Below are 22,579 nucleotides of genomic sequence, written 5' to 3'. Positions count from 1 at the left end.
GGTTAAAAAAGGGAAAGATGCCGTGCCTAGCTTTGGTGACTATAACCCCAAAGAAAAAGCTCAAAAAGAGATCCGAATCTATACGTATATATTTTGCCTTTTTTTCTTTTTTTCTCCAACATGCGCTGTTGCTCAGTCATTGGAAGGTTATTTACCATTTTTCTTCACTTTTCCAAATAGTCCATGGCTGCTTTTAGCGCTGTGTGGAGGAATTTCTTGTGCTTCACTTCTCTCGTGCATAGCTGTTACCGTGCGTGCAAAAAAAACTGCACAGAAGCCTTTGAAGATACTTCAGGCAAATTTTTCTGAAAAACTTAAATATTATGAATGGCTTCTGAAAGAAACCGAGCAATTCCTTCTTATTTGGGAAAATCCAACAACCTTACCCCGTGTTGTTGGTGCTCTTTCTGCATTGCAAAAAATAGGAATCGATCAGAAAGATTTTCAGCGTTTTGAGCTCTGGGTTGAAGAAAATTCTCTGCGAGAACTTGATTATGCATTGACTCAACTACGTTGTAAATGTCACCCTTTTGATCTTTCTATCACCACCACAAACAATGTACTGCTACAAGTTACAGGAGTCATCGCAGGAACAGTCGCTATTGCTCGTTTTCAAGATATCTCAAAACAACAGAGTGAAAATGCTCGTTTAGAGAAAGATATAGCCCGCCTTCTTACTGAACTGAGAATGCAGCGTAATCTTCTTGATCTTATTCAAGAGCCCGTATGGATAAAAGATTGTGAAGGAAAAGTTTGTTTTATCAATCGCGCCTTTAGAGAAATGACAGACTTTCCTGAAGACAGTGATGACGTGGGGGATCTTTTCAATGAAAATACACAACGCAAAACAGATGAAACAGAAACAATTTTTCAAGAACATGTTCATACGGTTATTGGTGGAGAACGGCACCGTTTTCATCTCACACGTATTACAACAGCTGAAGGAATGGCAGCTTTTGCACGTGATGACAGCGCATATGAAAATCTTGCTCATGAATTAAGATATGTTCTTCAAAGCCATTGTGAAACACTTGACCAAATTTCAACAGCTGTAGCCATTTTTGATACAAACCAAAAATTAAAATTCTGTAATCATGCTTTCAAAATTTTATGGCCGTTGGAGAGTTCTTTTTTAGAAAGTGAACCAAGCCATACATTGTTTCTTGAACGTTTACGTGAAAAGGGGCTCATTGCTGAACACCCTGATTGGCGCGCATGGAAAGAAGAACTTTTAAAAGCCTATTGGCAAACAGAATCAAACCAACAAATTTGGAATCTTCCAGATGGGCGTACGGTGCGTGTTGTCTCGAACCCTCATCCACAAGGAGGTGTCACTTGGCTTTACGAAAACCTTACAGAAAAAATTGATCTTGAGCGCCGTTATAATACACTTATTAAAATACAAGGTGAAACACTTGATAAACTTTCTGAAGGCGTGGTCGTTTTTGGTACTGATGGACGCCTTCGCTTATCGAATCCTGCCTTGTCGAAATTGTGGTCTCTTCCTTATAATTTACTGGTAGAAGGAACCCATATTACACAGTTACAAAGCCATTGTTCAGCCTTAACCTTGGGGACAGAATGGGATCAGTTTACCAAGTTCATTACCGGTTTTGCTGAAAAACGTGAAACATTTTCAGGTCGTATAGATCTTAAAAATGATATGATTATTGACTATACTCTGGTCCCTCTTCCTAATGGACAAACGATGCTTACTTTTGTGAATGTTACGGATACTGTCCATGTTGCTCGTGCTCTTCAAGAAAAAAATGAAGCATTAGAAAGTGCTGATCGTTTGCGTAATGAATTTGTCCAACATGTTTCTTATGAATTGCGCACACCTCTCACAAATATTATTGGATTTTCCGATATTTTACGTGATCAAATTTTCGGCTCTATCAATGAACGTCAACAAGAATATCTTGAACACATTCATTCAGAATCAGGAACTCTTTTAAATATTGTTAACGATATTCTTGATCTTGCTACCCTTGATGCAGGCATTATGGAGTTGGACATAAAATCGGTTAACATTGCCGATGCTATGATACAAGCAGTAGCACGCGTAGAAGATCGCCTTAATGGACGTCATATTACGCTTTTACAACAAATTTCCCCTTCCTTAAATTCTATTTCTGCTGATGAAAAACGCTTGCATCAAATTTTTGTGAATGTACTGAGCAATGCTATTAATTTTGCAACGGAGGCGAGTACTATTGAATTTTGCGTCGATGAACAAGATGATAACATTGTCTTTAGCGTTCACAATCAGGGCTCTGACATCCCAGAAGACGTCCTTGATCGTATTTTTAAACGTTTTTCTTCCCATTCACACCATGGTGGGCGTGCGGGAGCGGGTCTTGGCCTTTCCCTTGTGAAAAGTTTCGTTGAACTACACGGTGGACATGTTGAAATTCTTACCGGTTCTGGAAAAGGAACAACAGTTAAATGTTTTTTCCCACTCTCCAAAGGAGATAAGATTTTTTAATTTTAACTTTTATGATAACAAAAAATTTTCATCCATTTCATGGAACTTTTAATGAATTTTAGTTTTTTTCTTGAAAATGAAGAGGCAACAAAGCTTTTTGCACAAAATTTAGCTCTTTCTTTAAAGCCAGGAGATCTTGTAACACTGCAAGGGGATCTTGGAACTGGAAAGTCAACCATTGCACGTACAATCATCCAAACACTTGCAAACGATAACACTATGGATGTTCCAAGCCCTACTTTTACTCTTGTGCAAAGCTATCAACTTCCAAAGTTTGAAATTATTCATGCTGATCTTTATCGCCTTTCTATGGCAGAAGAAATTGATGAATTAGGGCTTCATGAAGCTCGTGAGAAAAATATTTTACTTGTTGAATGGCCAGAAAGAAATACAGCTCTTTTAGAGCTTGCCACTTTTGCACTCACCTTACACTATAAAGAACATGGGCGTCATGTAACAGTTAAATCAGCACAACATTCCATTGAATGTTTGCAACAGTCTTTTACAATTCGTACATTTTAAAAAACATAGATATAATCATGGGCATCATCATTTTTTTAGTTGGTAATATCTCAGGATATACCTATGAAATTTGAGATGATGAACAACATAAATAAGGCTTCATGGAGGCACCGACCATGGAAGATGAAACGAAGTGCTGACTCTTTCATATAACAATGATATAAATTGCAAAGGACAGCCGTTAATTTATAGGAATTCATCAATTTATTTTAGAGAATCTGATACCTACAATTTTGATTCTAGAGAATAGTATAAGAGAATTTTAAATTGAAGTGGTAACCCTTTAGAAGAGCATTCTATAACCTGTAGTGAATTGCTTGTTTCTTTCTGCTTAAAAATTGTGAGCTTCAGAAAAGTAATTTGCAAAGTTTTTGCTTAAAATCTCCTTTTATGTGTTGAAAGCACTATCTATCTCAATAGTCTTATCTAAGAAAAAATACCTTTATGAAATTATCATTCACCCAATATTTTTTAACACGCATATAAGGAAAGAATTGCCTATATTCTTCATACAAAGCAATTTTTTATAAAAATGGTCAATTGAATCATGCATAAAAGCACGAATTCTTAAATTCATTTAAAATTTTGATTTTTATTGTCTTTTCATTATAATATAATGCAAAAAAGAATATTTTAAAAAAGTCAAAAGGAGAGACAAAACTTCTCTCCTTTATAGTGATTATATGTGGAATTAACTAAGCCCATCTTTTATCCATTCAGAAAGACGTCCTTTAGAGGTAGCGCCAACCATATTCGATGAAATATTTCCATTTTTAAACATTAATAATGTAGGGATAGAACGTACTCCGTATTGGGTAGCCAGTTCCGGATTTTCATCAATATTTACCTTAGCAATTTTAACTTGATTTTGCATTTCTATTGAAATCTCATCCAACATTGGAGCAATCACTTTGCAAGGGCCACACCATTCTGCCCAAAAATCAACCACAACAGGGGTGGAAGAGGTTAGAACTTCACTTTCGAAATTGTCCTTATCAACTTTTATACACGTCATTGATTTATCCTTTATATTCACTTTTTATAGATTGGTATAATAACAATTCATATCAAGTTATTGCAAAGATAAATTATTAAAGGACTTTTTTACACTGGAGATTGTGCATTGTGTTTGTTTGGGCGATTTTATGAAAGTAAATAAAGTGTAAAGATGATTTGCAAGGAAAAGAGTAGCTTATAAAGCAACTTCACTAAGAAATGCCTCAAGTTTTTCTGGAGGAAGTTTAAAAATTTTGGCTTCTTTACTGTAGATAAGCAGAGCCTGGATATCTTTATCGGGATGAATAGCTTGCAACAATTTTCGGTAAAGAGCCATTTGCAACCAGTGATGGGAAGCAATAGCAGCTTCATTTTCTGGCGGGGTTCCTGTTTTAAAATCGGCAAAGATAATACTGTTTTGCGTGATGTAAAGACGGTCAATTTGACCAGAAATTGCTTGTTCTTTTCCACGAATTTTCACAATACCCATTAAGGAGACCTCAGCACGTGAATGCTCAGAGAAAAGGGGCTTGAGGTAAACATGATCTAATATTTTCCAAACATGGCGAAGAGCATCTTCTCTTTGGCTTTCATCCCAATGAGAGGCTTTGATATTGAGATAGTTTCGAGCATAATCTCGACGTTTTTGTGGGGGATAATCGGGTAAGTATTGTAACAATCGGTGAACGAGATTACCATATTCAATGGAAAAAGCCCTGTTGGTATTTTTTTCTCCCAAAACAGGCGAGACGCTATGATATTGTGAATTAGAAGAAATATCGGTATCAGCCTCAATGGAAAGACTAGCAACAGAGGGTCTCAACGGTTTTGGTAGCACTGGTTCTTCTGGTATTTTATGGGAGAAAAAAGCAGGTAAAGGTGGTAAGGTTTGGCATTCAGCACAAGGGACTTTTGAGTTTATAGAAGCAGAAGAAGCAGGTGTAATGCAATAACGCAAAGCTGCAATATCTTCCGAAGAATCTTTTATAGCAAGGGCATGCGGTTCGAGGGCTTTTTTTACGAGTTGTAACCATGTATGAGATGGCGTTTTCGGGCCTTTATATCCACAAATAAACAAGCGATCTTCAGCACGTGTCATTCCTACATAAAGAAGACGCCTATATTCTTCTTCTGCACGCTCTTTTAAATATGAAATTGCTTGTTTAGAGAGTTTTGTATCAAACTTTTCATTGGGATGCCAAATAAAGGCTTGTTTTCCATTCCATTGTGCATTGTTTAAAGGAACTTTAAGCAAGTGAGGCGCATGCTGAGGATGCCAAATCGCACTACCTGGATCGACTAAAAACACAACAGCAGCCTCTAGTCCTTTTGCAGCATGAACAGTCATAATGCGAATTTCTTCATTACTTTGTTCAAATTCACGTTTAATTTCTGGTTCGCTTGCACTTAATGTTTCTAAAAAAGCTTGTAATCCTGGTAATCCTGTTTTTTGAATAGTGAGCGTATAATCCATAAAAGCATCGAGCACATCATTTGCTTCAGATCCTAAACGAGACAGAATTTTTTGTCTTCCCTTATCATTATTCAAAATATGGCTATAAAACTCGAAAACCGGTATTTTATCCACTAAAGCGCGATAATGGTTTAGCCTTTCAAAAGCATCTTTAAAAGATGCCTGCGATGATGCGTGCGTAAATAAGCTTTGCCAAAGAGAGCCGGTGCGGTGTGCAGCAAGCTGATAGAGTTCCTCTTCACTAAGAGCAAAAAGTGGGCTTTTTAAAACACAAGCAAGAGAAAGATCATCTTGTGGCTGTAAAACAAAACGTGCAAGCGCCATTAAATCACGGATACTAATATGTTTGGTAAGCTGTAAACGATCAGCTCCTGCTACGGGAATATTACGGTGTTTAAGAGCACGAGAAAGAGCTGAGACAAATTGATCACGTTTACGGACCAAGATCATAATATCACTTGCACGTATTAAGCGTCCTTTTGCTGGAAGCATTTCGCCTTTTTGTAACCAGTCGGCAATCGTTTCAGCAATTTTTTCTGCTAAACGCACTTCAGGTGTATCTAAATGATTAACAGTTGCATGCCAATCTTGAGGAAAGTCACTCGTTTCTTTGGAAATGGCATCCCATATAACAACTTCACCGGGACTGTGAACACGAATAGCTTCATGCACCGTTTTTGTATTTTCTGCCGAAAGTCCTTTATAGTTTTCTGGTGTTTCAAAAACAAGATCAACACTTTTAAGAACATCTGCTGTAGAGCGAAAAGAATAATGCAGTTGTATTTTTTCAAATTGCTGATTTGTTTGCTGCACTTTTTTTTGAATAATTCGTCCATTTGCAGCAAAATTTTCTGGAGCAGCGCCTTGAAAAGAATAAATAGATTGCTTTTCATCTCCAACAGCAAAAAGAGTGCGTATGTTTGTTCGTTGGCTATACCCTGAAAAAAATTCCTGTGCCAACAGTTGAATAATTTGCCATTGCTCAGGGTTGGTGTCTTGTGCTTCATCAAGTAGAATATGATCAAGTCCCTGATCAAGTTTATAGTGCACCCATTGGCTTGCACCTTTGCGCTGTAACAAATGAAGTGTACGCTCAATAAGATCATCAAAGTCTAAGAAGCCATTGGACTTTTTTAGATTCTTATAAATTTTGAGATAAATAGCACAGAGCTGAAAAGCAGCCATATTGAGAGTGGCAACCTTTGCGCATTGATATTTTTCTAAAAGAACAGAAAGCTTGTTTTGTTTATCTTCAAGCATTTGTTGAATAAAAGGCCAAATTTCGTCTGATTTTTTACGAGATAAATTTGAAAAATTACGCGGCTCACCTTTGATTGTAAAATAAATATCAGAAATAATATTGAGAATATTTTTCTCATCATGCACCTTTTCTAATTGGGAAAGTTTTTCCACCATATCCTTAAAGCTTTGACTACCATTGATTTCACAATGCTTAAGAGCATAAAGAGGAAGGCGCGCTGTTTGTTTAATTTGTTCCAGCAGATATTGATTTGTTTCATTGGGCGCTAAGTTAAAAAGCGCGCGCAATTTTTCTTCTCCATTTTCAGATAAAAGAGAAGATAAAAAATCAGACAATTTATGTTGCTTTTCAACTGCTTCATAGAGCAATTGGTTAAAAGTATGTTCGCTAATAACTTGAAGTAACTGTTGCAAAGCAGGTTGTACATCACGACGGGCTAAAAGTTGACGACGGGATTCTTGTCGTAATTTTTTTCGACCGATATCATCGGGAAGTTCAAAATGCCCTGCAATATTGGCTTCTAACATAAATTGATGTAAGAGAGCTTCACAAAAAGCATGAATCGTTTGAATTTTTAAGCCACCAGGCGTTTCGAGAGCACGCGCGAAGAGTTGTCGTGCATAAGTTAGTTTTTGCGCATTAACAGGCTTTTTTTCAAACCGTGTTAAGGTTTCTTGCAGCTGTGCATCATCGAGCTCATTCCAACTGGAAAGCGTGCGAAAAATTCGTGATTGCATAACAGCAGCAGCAGCTCTTGTATAAGTAAGGCATAAAATACGTGCTGGAGGCGTACCGTTTAAAAGCAAACGGATAACACGTTCGCTTAAAACGTGGGTTTTTCCAGATCCAGCATTTGCAGAAACCCACACGTTTTTTTGGGGATGTGTTGCTGTTGCTTGTGCATCAAGAGCGGCTTCAGGAATAGAAAAAAACGTCATGATTACTCTTCTTTATGAAAACCACTTGACCATTCCCACAACCGAGCCAAATGGTCGTAGTCACCTTCATATCGTTTTGACATGGGGACAGCATGTGAGAGATAACCTTGTTGTGGATTTTGATAATAAGTTATGAGTGCGATAAGATTTTCCCATGCATTGTCAGCAAGATCAACAGCACTTAGATGAGTTTTTCCGTCTTTTTTCTTTAAAAGAATTGATTGGGATTTAATTTCACCTTTTTTGTTAAGAGGAATGTAAAATAAATTTGAGGGGGTAAAATCTTGAAAATCTGGGAAGCCCCCTTGTATGAGTAAAGCTGTTTCTAAAGCCAATTGCGGAAATAATAATTCACGAACTTGTTTTGATGAAGGAGGGGTTCCGGTTTTGAAATCTAGAATTTCAACCGTTTTATCTGGCAAAACATCAAGACGATCAGCACGTCCTGAAAGGGTTACTCCTGTTGTTCCTATAGGAATTTTTTGTGATACCACTTCCGAATATCGCTCTCGCAGTCCTAAACTTTGTTCCCATTGAATAAAGCGTGGAGCAAGGTTTTCAAAACTATTCCACCAAATTACTTCAATATCGGGTGGAAAATTGAATTTATCAAACTCTTTACGCCCAATAGCAAGCAGTACATTGAGTGCATTTGCAGCATTTGGATTTTTCATTTGTGTGCAAAAAGCTGCAAGAATAGCGTGATAAAGTGTTCCTCGTTCTGAAGCGCTAGGATCATGAATAAGTTCTTTAAGTGGTTTGAGCCTTAAGATTTTTTTAGCATAAATAGCATAGGGATCATATCGCAATGTTTCTATTTCAGTAACTGAAAAATGACGCGGGCGTATATCAAGAGGCGGAGCAGGGCAAGGACGTTCCACCTCAGAAGTTATGCTTGTATGATCAAGCATCTTTGCCCAATGGCGTAGTATTTCACCTCGTTCACGGATTTGTTCCCAAACCTGTTTTCCTACAACTGTTTCCATGCGTTGTAGCCAGCGTGAAGGAATGGAAGGCGTATGATTAACGCGCAATGCGCGACTCATCACCACTTTTTCCATTCCCATCGCCCATTGAAAATCATGCGCAGAAATACCAATACGCTGCTCTGGTGGTTCCAGAGTTAACATCATTTTCATCGGTCGCGATAAAAAAGCATCATTTCGGGTTGATATCGGCCATGACCCTTCATTAAGACCGCCGATGACCACTGTATCAACCGTTTGCAAACGCGATTCCAAAGTACCCCAGATGAATAAACGTGGATGTCCTCCAGGCGAAGGTGCGACGGAACGAGTTGCTATTATGGCAGAAAACATAGCGGGCCATTCACAAAGATGAAATGTTAATCCCGATTGATCACTGACCAATTCACGCAAAAAATTTGATAGGGCTTGTCCTGCTTCGTGTTGATAAAGATGTGCAAGAGAATTATCCTCATTGCGACCAAAATTTTCAAAAACCTCAACAGTTGCTATTGCAGCCTCATTGATGGTGCATTCTTTCTCTTGTTTCATAAGAGATGTTAAAGGTTCAACAGCTTTTTTCAAAAGATGACAAAGGAGACGTGCTTCTTCACATTTCTGCTGATCAAGGGTGTTGACTTCAGAACTATTATGAAAGGATGTATCAATCCATTTTTCGAGAAATTGATCACACTCGCAAAGATTGATGCGCCCTGTATTCCCTCGAAGAACAAAAAGTTCAAAATTTTCTGCCATTTCCCGTAAACAATGACGGTTTTGTTGGAGTGTTGTAAGGGGATGTTTAAGAAGAGAAAGAAAAGCAATGGGATCATCAGCTTGCAATACATTTTCTAAAATAAGTCGTAAGAGAGTTACAGGCAATGTTTGTGCAAGTGGTATTCCGCCTGAATCATTTGCTTCAATTCCAAATCGCTGTAATTCCACAGCAACACGGCGTGCTAAATTACGGTCATTTGTAATAAGGGCTGCAGTTTTTTTGGGTTCTTCAATAGCTTTGCGTAAGGTAACAGCTATCGCAAGAGCTTCTTCACGTTCATTTATAGCTTCAATAAATGACCAATCTGCACAAAGATTTTCATAATCATCACGGACAATTTGTACCCATTTGTCTGTTGTAGAAGCTGGTCGGAGTGCTTCTGATAAAAGAGCCATTCGTTTTTTCTTTATGCTACTCTGTTGGCCAATTTCGCAAACATGATGACGTTGACACTCCATGAGAGTTAGAAGTTTTTTTAAATGATATTGAGGATGGCTAAAAACATTTTCTGCAGGATCAAAAAAATCACAAGCTGTTTTTTCTTTATTGCTTGTGCTTAGTGCATTCCATTGTTCTTCATCCATATGAAGATCAAGACCAGGAAGAACAACAGCCCCTTTGGGCAGAGAAGATATAACCTTTAAAAGATGAGAAACTGCGGGCATAGAACCTGACACACCAGCTGCAATGATCGGTTTATCAGGCTGCATGCATCGTAAAGTCTCTGCATGCATTGTGAGTACTTGATTACGCCATTCAGCGGGATTACTTCGTTGTTTTTCTTTCAAGATTTTTGGCCAATTTTGCGTAACAATAGTCAAGAAATCGAGCGTTATTTGCCACCATTCAGCGACCATATCAGGTGCAATATTTTTAAGTTCTGACCAATCTGCTCCTTCTGCTTCAATTTCGTCCATCAAATGTGCTAAATCTTGCGCAAGCCAAATCGCATCAGCACTATGAGCCGGAATAAGTACATCTTCTGTACCAAACATGGCACCCAGATGCGCAGGCAAATTTTCACGCCATGGACGGATAAGGCGCGCTAAAAGTAAAAGACGTTCGCTTTCTCCAATAGGTGGATCGAGAGCACTGGTATGATTTTCAACAAAAAGAAAACTGTCTTCATCGACATCTCCTAGAGCACGAATGGTTGGCAAAAATGTTGATTGTGTATCACTTCTTTCAACAAAGGCTAAACGCAAAGCGCGAGCAGCACGACGTGTCGGAACATAAATAAGGCTATCGGCAAGGGCAGTTTGAATGTCTCCACTTGAAGCGAAATTATCAATAAGGCTACCAGAAAGTAGTGCATCAACAAAGTGAGGCAAAAAAGCAGTTCCCGGAGAAATAGAAAAGACATGCGGTTTATAGGTCATATGATCTCATATTTGGGATAACAGATTTCAGCTTATTGATTATTTGTATTATTTTGACTGTATACAATATTTATACAAGGAAAAACTGAAAAGCTATGTTTATAAAGCAGATTTTTTAGTTTAGATTTAAAAAATATCGAAATAAATTATATTTCTTAAGTCATCGCGAAAAAATATATAAAATTTTTCTTATATTTTTCAACGTAGAATTGGCTACAGTTTATTCTCTAACTCAAATAGGTAATATAAAAATAAATATTAAAGTTTTAAAAGGTTCTAGAGGTACCAGTGCGCTGTAACTCTTTTAATAATAAATAAATTTACCGTATTTTTTATACAGTTCAATCTAAAAATATCCTTTACATACTCCATCACTTTCAGAAAAAAATAGATATCATGATATTGCAAAACTTAAAAAAATCAGTTTCATAAATAATATTTTAGAATCCCATAAAAAGCTTGGAAAAAAATAATAATATTTCCACATTTCACAGCGAAAACAGATTACTTTGAGGGAGAGAGTTTTGCGAAATTTTATCGTGCAAGCCTCTATCTTGCTAGAATTACATCCCTTATGCAAAATAGAATGCCCAAAAATATCATTATGTTGCAATTTTATATGTTTGTTTTTAAAGGGACATTTTTTATTGTACTTGATCTTACCTCGTCATGTCATCCCGTAAATAATATAAATGAATAGTATAACGTAAACTTCCGTGAATGGGATGAGATACATCACACACCACCATCGTTACATCATAACGCTATAACCACCATCATCATTTTTACCCTCACCCAATATTTTGAAAGCTCTTGGCTATAGAGAAGATCTATAAGAGGTATTGTATTTCTTGCTTCAAGTGTTTTACGCACACACCAATCATACTTATGATTTTTAAACAAATGATTTTGATTGTTCCCATATAAAAAACGATAAATTATCATTATAAATCAAATTATTGTAGAAAAGATTTTTCTTTATTTTAAGAGCGTACTTGATAATCTTTAAAAGCAGAAAATTTTATTTTAGGAGCTCTTTCTGCCTCATAATTCAATGAAAAATGGTTCTCCGCTAAAAAAACTGGATCACCTTCTAAATCATACGCAATAGCAGAGCGGTGATTGCTGAGAAACTTTTGCAACTCATCTTTGCTCTGCGCTGAAATCCAACGGCATAAATTAAAGCGCGCAGACTCAAAATTCACTGGCAAAGAATATTCTATTTTTAATCGTTCTTTTAAGACATCAATTTGCAAAGCACCAATAACACCAATGAGAGAAGGCGACCCATCATCAGGAATAAACAATTGTACAACCCCTTCTTCAGCCATTTGTTGCAAAGCTTCTTTGAGCTTTTTTGCTTTCATTGGATCGCCTAAACAAACACGACGCAAAATCTCTGGTGCAAAATTTGGTACTCCCTTAAAGAGGATATCTTCTCCTTCAGTCAAAGTATCGCCGATACGCAATGTTCCATGATTAGGGATCCCTACGATATCACCAGCATAGGCTTGATCAGCAATTTGGCGCGAACGCGCAAAGAAAAATTGTGGAGCCGAAAGTGTCATCGGTTTTCTTGTTCGAACCAACTTTGTTTTCATACCACGTTCAAGTGTTCCCGAACATACCCGAAAAAATGCAATACGATCACGATGATTAGGGTCCATATTCGCTTGAATTTTAAAAACAAATCCCGTCATTTTAGGTTCAGTTGCTATGACATTGCGCTGATCTGCACTTTGATCACGAGGACTTTGACCAAAATCTATAAGCGCATTGATCAAATCACGAACACCAAAATTTCGCAAAGCTGAACCAAAATAAACCGGTGTCATATGACCTTCACGGAAAGCTTGCAGATCAAAATTCTTGCAAACACTTTGAGCAAGTTCTACCCCTTCAATAAAAGTTGAACGTTGATATTCAGGGAGTAAATGGACAACCTCTCTGGGATTTGAAACTATCTGCTGTATTATCTCATCATCTTTTTGACGAAAACGATTATGATGAAGGTCATAGGTACCAACAAAATCTTTACCCGACCCAATTGGCCATGTTATAGGCGCGGTATCAAGAGCAAGCTTTTCTTCAATTTCATCTAAAAGCTCTATAGGATCACGTGCCTCACGATCCATTTTATTGATAAACGTAACAATAGGAATATCCCGCATCCGACACACTTCAAACAATTTTAATGTTCTAGGCTCAATCCCGCGGGCCCCATCCAATACCATGATAGCACTATCAACAGCTGTGAGAGTGCGATACGTATCATCCGCAAAGTCCTCATGTCCTGGGGTATCTAGGAGATTAAAAATATGATTTTCATATTCAAACGTCATCACCGAAGTCACAACGGAAATACCACGATCACGCTCAATATTCATCCAATCAGAACGGGTTTGAATACGATCTTTTTTGGCTTTTACTTCTCCTGCAAGTTGAATAGCACCACCAAACAATAAAAGCTTTTCTGTTAATGTTGTTTTCCCCGCATCTGGGTGAGCAATAATTGCAAATGTACGGCGTCGCTTTACTTCCTGCACTCTTCGTTCCATTATTCCTCCGTCGGCCGTGCAAGTGTTTCAGCAATCAGTGCACGCATTTCATTAATCCCATAAAGCGCTATAAATGATCCCCATCGTGGACCTCGCTCTTGTCCCAGAAGGACTTCATACAACATTTGAAAAAAAACATTGGAAACACCAGGCCCACCTTCAGGGCTTTTTTTGCTATGATCTTGATAGCGTTCCGTTAATCGTGCAACATCAAGAAGCATATTTTGTAATATGTTGCCATCAACAGTTTCAGGTAAATGAGCTAATTTTTCATCAATTTGTGCTAATGTTGCTCGTTCGCTATCATCTGGTATACGAAATTTCTTGTTTGGTTTAACAAAAACATCAAAATATTTAATAGCAAACTTCACCAATTGATCAAGTTCTGGATAAGTTTGTGCATTTGCTCCTTTAGCGTAACGAGAAATAAAACCCCAAAGAACTTCTGCATTCTCCGCATTTGAAGCACTTACCAAATTTAGGAGCATCGCAAAGGATACAGGCAAATCAACCTGCGGCGGACAACCATTATGAATATGCCATACAGGATTATTCAGACGCTCTTTCCATTCTTGGCGACCATAGGCTGAAAGATGCGCATAGTATTCATCAACCGCTTTAGGAATGACATCAAAATAAAGCCTTTTTGCTGTTTTAGGCTTTGAAAACATATAAAGCCCTAAACTCTCTGTTGGAGCATAAGTAAGCCATTCATCAATGGTTAAGCCATTTCCCTTGGATTTGGAAATTTTCTGCCCTTTCTCATCTAAAAAGAGCTCATAGTTGAATCCTTCTGGGGGTTTTCCACCTAATACTTTACAAATTTTAGAAGAAAGATTTGTGGAATCGATAAGGTCTTTTCCGGCCATTTCATAATCAATGCTAAGTGCTGTCCAACGCATTGCCCAATCTACCTTCCACTGACACTTAACTTTGCCCCCCGTAACCTCTGTTTCTATGGTTTCTCCTGTTTCTGGCTCAATATAAGTGACTGTACCTTTTTCAACATTACGCGCAATCATCGGTACCTGTAATACTTTTCCAGAAAAGGGAGAAATCGGTAGAAAGAGTGAATAGGTCGCTTGCCGTTCTTCACCTAATGTTGGTAAAATAATTGCCATAACCTTGTCATAACAGGCAAGGATTTTCAAAAGTGTTTCATCAAAACGACCAGAATTGTAATAATCCGTAGCACTTGCAAATTCATAATCAAAACCAAAACGATCAAGGAAAGCCCGTAACCGCGCATTATTCGCTGCCCCAAAAGAAGGATAATCATCTCCAAAAGGGTCGGGTACACGACTCAACGGTTGACCAAGATAATGTTCCATCCTTTCGCGATCAGGCACATTCTCAGGAACCTTGCGCAAACCATCCATATCATCAGAAAAACAAAGTAATTTTGTTTTTACTTTATTCTCCGTGAGAATATGAAATGCATGACGCACCATGGTTGTACGTGCAACTTCCCCAAAAGTTCCAATATGCGGTAAACCAGAAGGGCCATAACCTGTTTCAAATATCACATTGTCTGGATAACCCGTTTTTTCATATCGTTTGATAATCTTACGTGCTTCTTCAAATGGCCAAGTTCTCGATTGAGAAGCTGCATCTTTTAATTCAGGCGTAAGGTTGAGGGTATCACACTGATCACGCATCATTATTTATCCTAAAAATTACACTCTTTCAAAATAGGGTGTATGGTTCTTGAATTTATTCGTCAATAATAGCAAGCAAAAAGATGAAAATTTCTTTATACTCTTAAGTCACAATACAAAAACCGCCCTCGTTATAAACATGTTTTGTTCTGATAAAAATCAAAAACATTCAATATTATAAAGCAAAATTGACTTGTTTTGATTATCGAAGCCTTCATTGCTATTATTATCATGGGTTTTGCTTATTATATTTATTAGCGCAGAAGATAAGCTTCTAGTATTGAACGAAAGAACGGTAAAAACCAACAGAAAAATGCTTAAACTAGGCATTTCATACAAAAGCACTAATCCATATTACACTTGTCACCGTAATTTTCTATTTCTTTTCTTTATCACCTTGATGACGCATTGCTAATGTACGCAAACGTAGAGCATTTAATTTAATAAAACCAGTTGCATCTCTTTGATCATAAACACCTTGATCATCCTCGAAAGTTACCAACTCACTAGAATAAAGTGATTTTTTACTTTGGCGCCCTTCAATAATTACATTCCCCTTATAAAGCTTTAACGTGACTTCACCTTCAACATGTTCTTGAGATAAATCAATAGCTGCCTGCAACATCTTACGTTCCGGCGAAAACCAAAATCCATAATAAATGAGTTCTGCATAACGTGGCATCAATTCATCTTTCAAATGAGCTGCACCACGATCTAGTGTTAAAGATTCTATCGCTCTGTGAGCCGTCAAAAGAATGGTTCCACCTGGTGTTTCATAAATACCCCGCGATTTCATACCCACAAAGCGATTTTCTACCAAATCTAACCGACCAATACCATTATCGCGCCCATAATGATTTAATTCTGCAAGTAAAGTTGCAGGAGATAAATTTTTTCCATTGATTGAAACAGCATCGCCTTTTTTAAAGCCAAGAGTAATTCTGGTTGCTTGATCTGGAGCATCTTCCGGCGAAAGAGTACGCATATGGACATATTCAGGAGCAGGAAGTGCTGGATCTTCTAAAATCTTTCCTTCTGATGAAGAATGCAATAAATTTGCATCCACTGAAAAAGGCGCTTCACCTTGCTTATCCTTTTCTACAGGAATTTGATGAATACGAGCAAATTCAAAGAGATCTGTCCGACTCTTAAAATCCCAATCACGCCATGGAGCAATAATCTTTATATCAGGATTAAGCGCATAAGCGGAAAGCTCAAAGCGTACCTGATCATTGCCTTTTCCTGTTGCCCCATGAGCAATGGCATCAGCCCCTGTTTCCTTAGCAATTTCAATAAGGCGTTTTGAAATAAGTGGACGTGCAATTGATGTTCCTAAAAGATAAGTCCCCTCATAAATGGTATTGGCTCGAAACATCGGAAAAACAAAATCACGCACAAATTCTTCACGCAAATCTTCAATATAAATTTCTTTAACACCTAGCATTTCAGCTTTACGACGAGCAAGTTCCAGCTCTTCCCCCTGCCCCAAATCTGCTGTAAAAGTTACAACTTCAACGCCTAGCGTACTTTGCAACCATTTAAGAATAATTGACGTATCCAATCCACCTGAATAAGCCAAAACAACTTTTCTAATATTTTGCCACTTTTTCATTTTAACGTTCTATATGAGCTACTTTTTTTATTTCTACCCAAAAATCAAAACGATACAAGAAATATAAAAATAAATTCTTTTTAAGCAACATTAAAAAGACGTAAAAAGCGTAAATAAAGGTGCCTCAAAGTATAAATAGTGAACACTGCTTAAAAATAAAAGGAGATTTACGTGTCATTTCTACCGGAGTGGTCTATTGTTGTACAATTTGCTTTAGCATCGTTGATTTTAGCACTTATTCCAGGACCAGATATGATGCTTTCTGTAGGACGAACCATTACACAAAGCAAAAAAGCTGGAATTATGTGCGCCTTGGGTAGTGCAACAGGGTTTGCCATTCAGGTTACCGCTGTAGCACTTGGCTTATCAGCGCTTATTTTTGCTGCACCACATACTTTTGTTCTTCTGAAAATTGTTGGCGCCTTTTATCTTTTATGGTTTTCCTTTCAAGCGTTACGGAGAAACCCCACTTTTTCCTTTGAACAGACATCTTCTAAATCTCAAAGCGCTAAACGTAATTATCTTGCTGGTATTGGAATTAATCTTCTCAATCCTAAAGTTATACTCTTTAACGCGACATTCTTACCACAATTTATCAATGCGAATGATCCTATGGCAACACAAAAATTGCTCTTTTTAGGACTCTCTTATATTCCTATTTCTTTTCCCATTACAATTGCAATCGTTTTTACAGCGCATAAACTTACCAAAACTCTCAAAAAGAACCCTCTTTATATTCGCTTTCTCGACTGGCTTATTGCTGGTACTTTTACCAGCTTTGCCCTCCATCTCCTTATCGTTACAAAACATTGATTTATATGTGTAATGTATCGCTTTTAATTTAAATAAAAAAACAAATATTATAAGATTTTTTCATTTCAAACCCGTTTATGTTGAATAAAATAATACTTTTCCTTTGTACATCACAAGCGAAGCTGGAGTTTTCGTATGGATAAAAACTGTCTAAGAAAAGAATAAAAATACCTCTTATGAACCATCTTAAGTGCCAAAAGCTGTTTACAACATTGGGAGCTAAAAAATAGAATGGTGGTATCAACTTACACCTTTATTAAACATAAAGGTGTAGGAGTATAGTACATTTCACAGAGCCTTTTTGTTATACTCTTCACAGGCATTGTCGTGATATGAAGAGTGCACTCAGAGATACCTAAAAAACATATCAATGGACAACACAATGGTATTTATATTTTAGATCCTCTGTTGTGCTTGTGAAGCGTGATCTTATTAAAGAACGTAATAAACAAAAGTATGAGGCAGTGCACCATCTCCACTTTTTAAAAGATATTACCGTAGATGCTTTTAAAAGACATAAAACCGAATTAAAGAGTATGATAATAAGGTAAAAATTAGTTACAATCCTTAAGACCTCATATTCCCTCTAAATTAGGCTTCCTTCTTATTTCAGAGATTATGCAAACAGACTATAGACAATATCTTACCCCATTTAGCATATAAAAGCTGAGACTGTTCGTCTAGCACTTATCTATCTTAATCTCTGTCTCACACATGCTATTATATGATGATTTACTGAAAAAAAGCATAGGCCTCGATATCGCTGAAAATTGCGTTAACTAATGACCAATGGCATTTTCAAGTCGTAACCGTTCAGATTTACGTAAGCGCTCTGAAGCTGATTTAAGCTGTCCACATGCAGCTAAAATATCGCGTCCACGCGGTATCCGAATAGGAGAAGCATAGCCCGCTTGATTAACGACATCAGCAAAACGCTCGATTTGCTCCCAATCAGAACACTGATAATTACTCCCTGGCCACGGATTAAAAGGGATTAAATTAATCTTAGCAGGAATCCCTTTCAATAACTGAATCAATCGCTTAGCATCATCTAAACTATCATTAATATCTTTCAGCATAACATATTCAAATGTGATTCGTTTTGCATTGGAAAGACCAGGATAATTACGGCAAGCCTCCATTAGTAAAGCAAGCGGATATTTTTTATTAATGGGAACAAGCATATCCCTTAGTGTATCGTGTACTGCGTGGAGTGAAATTGCTAACATAACACCAATTTCTTCTCCGGTTCGGATAATTCCAGGAACAACCCCACTAGTTGAAAGCGTAATTCGACGTTTTGATAAAGAAAGGCCATCGCCATCAGAGGCAATCAATAAAGCTTTTTTAACAGCTTCAAAATTATAAAGAGGTTCTCCCATTCCCATCATAACAATATTGGTAATTTTTCGTCCTTCAATGGGAACAATTGCTCCATCAGGGGTATTCTTATCAGGAAAATCACCCAAACAATCACGTGCAACTAATAGTTGTTCTAAAATCTCTTCTGCGGTCAGATTACGAACAAGCATCTGCGTTCCCGTATGGCAAAAAGAGCAGGTTAACGTACACCCTACTTGCGATGAAAGACATAAAGTACCACGTCCTTCTTCAGGGATATAAACCGTTTCAATTTCAACAGGTCTTCCAGCTCCACGTGCAGGAAAACGTAAAAGCCATTTACGTGTACCGTCTTTTGATATTTGTTCTCCAACAATTTCTGGACGCATAATGGAAAAATGACACTTAAGTGTTTCTTGCATTGCTTTAGAAATATTCAGCATCTCATCAAAATTTGAAACACCACGCACATAAAGCCAATGCCAAAGCTGACGCATACGCATACGCGTTTGATGCTCTGGTACACCAACTGTCTTTAAAGCTTGTATCATTTCATCTTGCGACAAACCAATTAAAGAGAGCTTAGAACTCTCCTTCACGACCACATTATCTGTTTTTCGTGCAAAACATGAACCAACTGGTCTAAGGTCATAGGAAATGGCCATTGCTTTCCAATTCACATCACTATTTTAGAAGTTATCGAAACCTTAATGGCACTTTTGAGCTGCGTTTAATGCAGCAGTGACCCCTTTTAAGGAATAAGTGTAGGTGGTATGCGTTCCTCTTTTTGATATCGCTTGCACTGTCATATTGTTTCCAGCACGTATAGCAGAAACAAGCTGCTTTTCTAGCTCTGATGACGCCAACCAAGCTGAGGAATCCTTCGTGAAAAAATTAAAGTCCTTATTTCCAATGGTCACTGTCACTCTCGATCCTTCTTGAAGCGTATAACCAGCCATAAACTGCGGTTCGAACGAAACAGGTGAATGAGAACGCTTGGTAATTAAGAAAAAATTATCACCATGATTAACCGTCGTTGGAAGAGCCTTCAAAGGTACCGATAACACATAGCAAATCGTATTTTGGGGCGATTTATAAGAATAGACCCCCCATGCTTCAAATTGATTTAAACGATTTGGCGTTTGTGCACATGCTGCCCCAGCTGTAACCAGAACCATTACAGATGCAGCAATAACAGTCTTTTCAAACATCTTTATTTAGCTCACTTCTTTAGTCTCTAACAAGATTCTCTTCATTGGAAAAATTCAAAAAAAACTCGATACTCATGTATCACTGTCCTAATTCTTCCAATAAGCAAAATATTTTCACACCAATTAAAATAGATCTCTACGTTTCATTGTGACCTTTTAGGTGTTACCAAAATATAAACTTCTTATTCAATAACCACATTAAAAAATAACATTTTCATTTTATGCTACTCATTTCGTTTTTGTATAAAAAACGATTTCTTTAAGCAATAGAACTTCAAAACGAGATGAAAATACACTACCACTCTGTTAAGAAATAAACTATACTCTTTAATATCACAAGAAATCTGCTGCAAAATTTTGCAAACACACCCTGACCTCCCCAAAAATTTCACAGCCTTGCGAATATCACTTCTCGACTTCACACATTCAATACATTTATGTTCGTAAATACCTCACCTTTTATCCATTATAGTGCATTCATACTTCGTATTCAACATCGTTCCCATATCGCCTTTTCATAATCTTCAAAATATCTTAAAAAAATAATAGACTATTATCACTACATTGGTCATGAAACATAAAGTACTAGATTTTGTCTCAACAACTACATGTAACTTTGTTTCTTTTGCTCCTATTAACTCTTCCTATATATTTCATCTCCAATTTTAAGTTCTAAAGTGATTCTAGTAGCTTATAATAGCTTAAACATATTATTTTAAATGTATTAGACAATTCCTTTCTTCCTGTTACCAAAAATGTTTTAAGAATTTTTTGACAAGTTCTCTTATCTTATTTCTCAGTAATTTATAACAAGAAATATAAAACTTTTTTCTATAGAAGTTCTAACATTACCGTTTTTTAAACAACATTTTAATCAATTAAAGACACTTGAATAAATCTTCTTATGCATAAAAACTCTTTCACCCAACCTAAAGGTATAGTTTTCATTCTTACCGTACAAAATTATTTTTTAGTATGAGCTTTATACAACAGCTGACATCTAAATCATACTTAATCACACTTTGCCAGCTTCCAATATTGCTACAGCCCTTGGCATTTGAGACGGTTCATAAGAAGCATTTTTACTCCTTGTCTTATACAGTCTTATCCACACGGCTTTCCTTAATTGTAATCGTGTAAGTGAATGGTTTTGATTGATTCAACATAAATAGGTTCGGCATGAGGGAATCTTATGATATTCGGATATCTCATTCAACATGTAAAACAGTAAATTATCTTTATAAATCAATATATTGACACACACAGGATACAATATCCCCTATTTTCTACTTGAATCTTAATAATATTATCCCTAAGTACCAAAATTTAATTTACAAAAAAATTCAATGCACGAATAAACTTTTCTATTGATTTCTTCCCCACCCTCAGAGGGTGAAGATTTTTAACCCAATTTGGTGTATAAGAAGTTTGGATTCTTGTTGAGTCGAGTTCCCCTTGCCTTTCCACTCATGTGATTCACTTAACTAAAGGCTCTACAGACAAATCCTGCTTAAAAATATTTACCACGCACTCTAAAAGCACTTAATATATCAAGAAGATTTCCAGAATTTATCTCACCACACCTCAAATGATAGTGTTTTTACAGTATAACAGGATAAAAGAATCCATGAACATAATAATTAGGTGCTTTAATATACGAGAACAAGAAAGGACAACTCCTTCGTTTTTGTTGCTTGCTCTTTAAAAAGAAGGTTCACTTAGAAATGATTTTTTTTAAATCTCATGACATAACCTTTTGTTATTAGTCTTAAGATGCAAATTATATTATTTCCTACGCTCTGTGGTGCATACCTCGCAATTTATACGCTCATAATACCTTTTAAGCTGCATTTGATTCTGAAGTTTGAATCAATAAAGCATAAAGCGCATTGGCATTATGCGTATTGCGCAACTTTTGCACAACATCAGCATGGCGCAAAACACGTGCAATCTGAGATAAAGCTTTTAAGTGATCTGCACCAGCATTTTCAGGTGCCAAAAGGAGAAAAACGAGATCTATAGGTTCGTCATCGAGAGCTTCAAAATCAACAGGACTTTCAAGACGTGCAAATATACCAACAATCCGATCAATATCAGGTAATTTCCCATGAGGAATCGCAATACCACCACCCAAACCCGTTGAACCAAGCTTCTCGCGTTGCAAAACAACATCAAAAATTACATGCTCACTAAGACCTGTCAGCTTAGAAGCCTTTTCGGCTAAAATTTGTAGAACTTGTTTTTTCGAATTAGCCTTAAGAGCCGGAATGATCGCTTCCGGTGCTATTAACTCACTCAAATTCATACTTTAATTTTCCTCTTACACGCTCAAATGCTCATCAATAAACCTATAAACGGTATAGATACTTAATGTTCTTTCACTTTTCGCAACATCGCATGTGTTTTTATTTTTCAATTTATAACGGATGATAACTCAATACATGTCATATCACTTTTAACACAACAATAAATAGTATTTAGCTCCTCATTAATGGCATGAGAAAACAAAGAAATGAAGTTGTTCATAAAGTTAATTTCCTTACGACTCTAGAAAAGGTCATTATTCATAAATTTATTAAACTTGT

13 protein-coding genes are annotated in these 22,579 nt (G+C 36.9%); 4 read left to right on the top strand and 9 right to left on the bottom strand.

The window, feature by feature from the left end:
* Positions 1–22 precede the first annotated feature (22 nt).
* Together ACFILH_RS06390 and tsaE are read left to right on the top strand one after the other, a co-directional pair.
* Positions 23–2,488: a PAS-domain containing protein gene (locus tag ACFILH_RS06390; RefSeq protein WP_375667542.1), complete on the top strand. Its 2,466-nt coding sequence runs from the start codon at positions 23–25 to the stop codon at positions 2,486–2,488.
* A gap of 51 nt (positions 2,489–2,539) precedes the next feature.
* Positions 2,540–3,010: a tRNA (adenosine(37)-N6)-threonylcarbamoyltransferase complex ATPase subunit type 1 TsaE gene (tsaE, locus tag ACFILH_RS06385; RefSeq protein ID WP_273790201.1), complete on the top strand. Its 471-nt coding sequence runs from the start codon at positions 2,540–2,542 to the stop codon at positions 3,008–3,010.
* A gap of 691 nt (positions 3,011–3,701) precedes the next feature.
* Here tsaE and trxA read toward each other — a convergent pair.
* The 3 genes from trxA to addB form a co-directional block, all read right to left on the bottom strand.
* Positions 3,702–4,025 (bottom strand): thioredoxin, encoded by a 324-nt coding sequence (trxA, locus tag ACFILH_RS06380; protein ID WP_273790200.1) that lies wholly within the window; start codon positions 4,023–4,025, stop codon positions 3,702–3,704.
* A 177-nt stretch (positions 4,026–4,202) separates the two neighbouring features.
* Positions 4,203–7,679 (bottom strand): double-strand break repair helicase AddA, encoded by a 3,477-nt coding sequence (gene addA, locus ACFILH_RS06375; RefSeq protein WP_375667541.1) that lies wholly within the window; start codon positions 7,677–7,679, stop codon positions 4,203–4,205.
* A 2-nt stretch (positions 7,680–7,681) separates the two neighbouring features.
* Positions 7,682–10,801, bottom strand: coding sequence for a double-strand break repair protein AddB (gene addB, locus ACFILH_RS06370; protein WP_375667540.1), 3,120 nt, complete (start codon positions 10,799–10,801; stop codon positions 7,682–7,684).
* Positions 10,802–11,119: 318 nt separating this feature from the next.
* Here addB and ACFILH_RS06365 point away from each other — a divergent pair, with 318 nt between their 5' ends.
* Entirely contained in the window at positions 11,120–11,233 is a 114-nt protein-coding gene (locus ACFILH_RS06365) for a type II toxin-antitoxin system RelE/ParE family toxin (protein ID WP_375630731.1), read from the top strand.
* Between the two features lie 551 nt (positions 11,234–11,784).
* On the opposite strand, the gene ACFILH_RS06360 is transcribed toward ACFILH_RS06365, so the two are convergent.
* The 3 genes from ACFILH_RS06360 to ACFILH_RS06350 form a co-directional block, all read right to left on the bottom strand.
* Positions 11,785–13,359 (bottom strand): peptide chain release factor 3, encoded by a 1,575-nt coding sequence (locus ACFILH_RS06360; protein WP_375630604.1) that lies wholly within the window; start codon positions 13,357–13,359, stop codon positions 11,785–11,787.
* Entirely contained in the window at positions 13,359–15,020 is a 1,662-nt protein-coding gene (locus ACFILH_RS06355) for a lysine--tRNA ligase (protein WP_375667538.1), read from the bottom strand. The genes ACFILH_RS06360 and ACFILH_RS06355 overlap by 1 nt, the downstream gene beginning before the upstream one ends.
* A gap of 373 nt (positions 15,021–15,393) precedes the next feature.
* The gene (locus ACFILH_RS06350; RefSeq protein WP_375630607.1) at positions 15,394–16,629 is read right to left on the bottom strand and encodes an argininosuccinate synthase; all 1,236 of its coding nucleotides are present in this window, start codon (positions 16,627–16,629) and stop codon (positions 15,394–15,396) included.
* A gap of 171 nt (positions 16,630–16,800) precedes the next feature.
* Between ACFILH_RS06350 and ACFILH_RS06345 the strand changes: the two genes are divergently transcribed.
* Positions 16,801–17,442: a LysE family translocator gene (locus ACFILH_RS06345; protein WP_375630609.1), complete on the top strand. Its 642-nt coding sequence runs from the start codon at positions 16,801–16,803 to the stop codon at positions 17,440–17,442.
* A 779-nt stretch (positions 17,443–18,221) separates the two neighbouring features.
* On the opposite strand, the gene rlmN is transcribed toward ACFILH_RS06345, so the two are convergent.
* The 3 genes from rlmN to ptsN all read right to left on the bottom strand — a co-directional run bounded on the left by rlmN (position 18,222) and on the right by ptsN (position 22,299).
* On the bottom strand, positions 18,222–19,448 hold the full coding sequence (rlmN, locus tag ACFILH_RS06340; protein ID WP_375667537.1) for a 23S rRNA (adenine(2503)-C(2))-methyltransferase RlmN: 1,227 nt from the start codon (positions 19,446–19,448) through the stop codon (positions 18,222–18,224).
* Between the two features lie 42 nt (positions 19,449–19,490).
* Positions 19,491–19,994 (bottom strand): invasion associated locus B family protein, encoded by a 504-nt coding sequence (locus tag ACFILH_RS06335; RefSeq protein ID WP_273790192.1) that lies wholly within the window; start codon positions 19,992–19,994, stop codon positions 19,491–19,493.
* A 1,840-nt stretch (positions 19,995–21,834) separates the two neighbouring features.
* A complete protein-coding gene (gene ptsN, locus ACFILH_RS06330; protein WP_273790191.1) occupies positions 21,835–22,299 on the bottom strand; it encodes a PTS IIA-like nitrogen regulatory protein PtsN in 465 nt (154 codons plus the stop codon).
* Between the last annotated feature and the right edge of the window lie 280 nt (positions 22,300–22,579).

Source organism: Bartonella sp. CL435QHHD (assembly GCF_042195095.1).
Taxonomy (GTDB): Bacteria; Pseudomonadota; Alphaproteobacteria; order Rhizobiales; family Rhizobiaceae; genus Bartonella.
The sequence above is the reverse complement of the archived record's forward strand: the minus strand, read 5'-3'. Positions and strand labels throughout refer to the sequence as shown.

Bases quoted from the DNA above. Each gene is read 5' to 3' on its own strand.
- tsaE (WP_273790201.1), top strand. From the start codon at position 2,540: ATGAATTTTAGTTTTTTTCTTGAAAATGAAGAGGCAACAAAGCTTTTT.
- trxA (WP_273790200.1), bottom strand. From the start codon at position 4,025: ATGACGTGTATAAAAGTTGATAAGGACAATTTCGAAAGTGAAGTTCTA.
- addA (WP_375667541.1), bottom strand. From the start codon at position 7,679: ATGACGTTTTTTTCTATTCCTGAAGCCGCTCTTGATGCACAAGCAACA.
- addB (WP_375667540.1), bottom strand. From the start codon at position 10,801: ATGACCTATAAACCGCATGTCTTTTCTATTTCTCCGGGAACTGCTTTT.
- ACFILH_RS06360 (WP_375630604.1), bottom strand. From the start codon at position 13,359: ATGGAACGAAGAGTGCAGGAAGTAAAGCGACGCCGTACATTTGCAATT.
- ACFILH_RS06355 (WP_375667538.1), bottom strand. From the start codon at position 15,020: ATGATGCGTGATCAGTGTGATACCCTCAACCTTACGCCTGAATTAAAA.
- ACFILH_RS06350 (WP_375630607.1), bottom strand. From the start codon at position 16,629: ATGAAAAAGTGGCAAAATATTAGAAAAGTTGTTTTGGCTTATTCAGGT.
- rlmN (WP_375667537.1), bottom strand. From the start codon at position 19,448: ATGGCCATTTCCTATGACCTTAGACCAGTTGGTTCATGTTTTGCACGA.
- ACFILH_RS06335 (WP_273790192.1), bottom strand. From the start codon at position 19,994: ATGTTTGAAAAGACTGTTATTGCTGCATCTGTAATGGTTCTGGTTACA.
- ptsN (WP_273790191.1), bottom strand. From the start codon at position 22,299: ATGAATTTGAGTGAGTTAATAGCACCGGAAGCGATCATTCCGGCTCTT.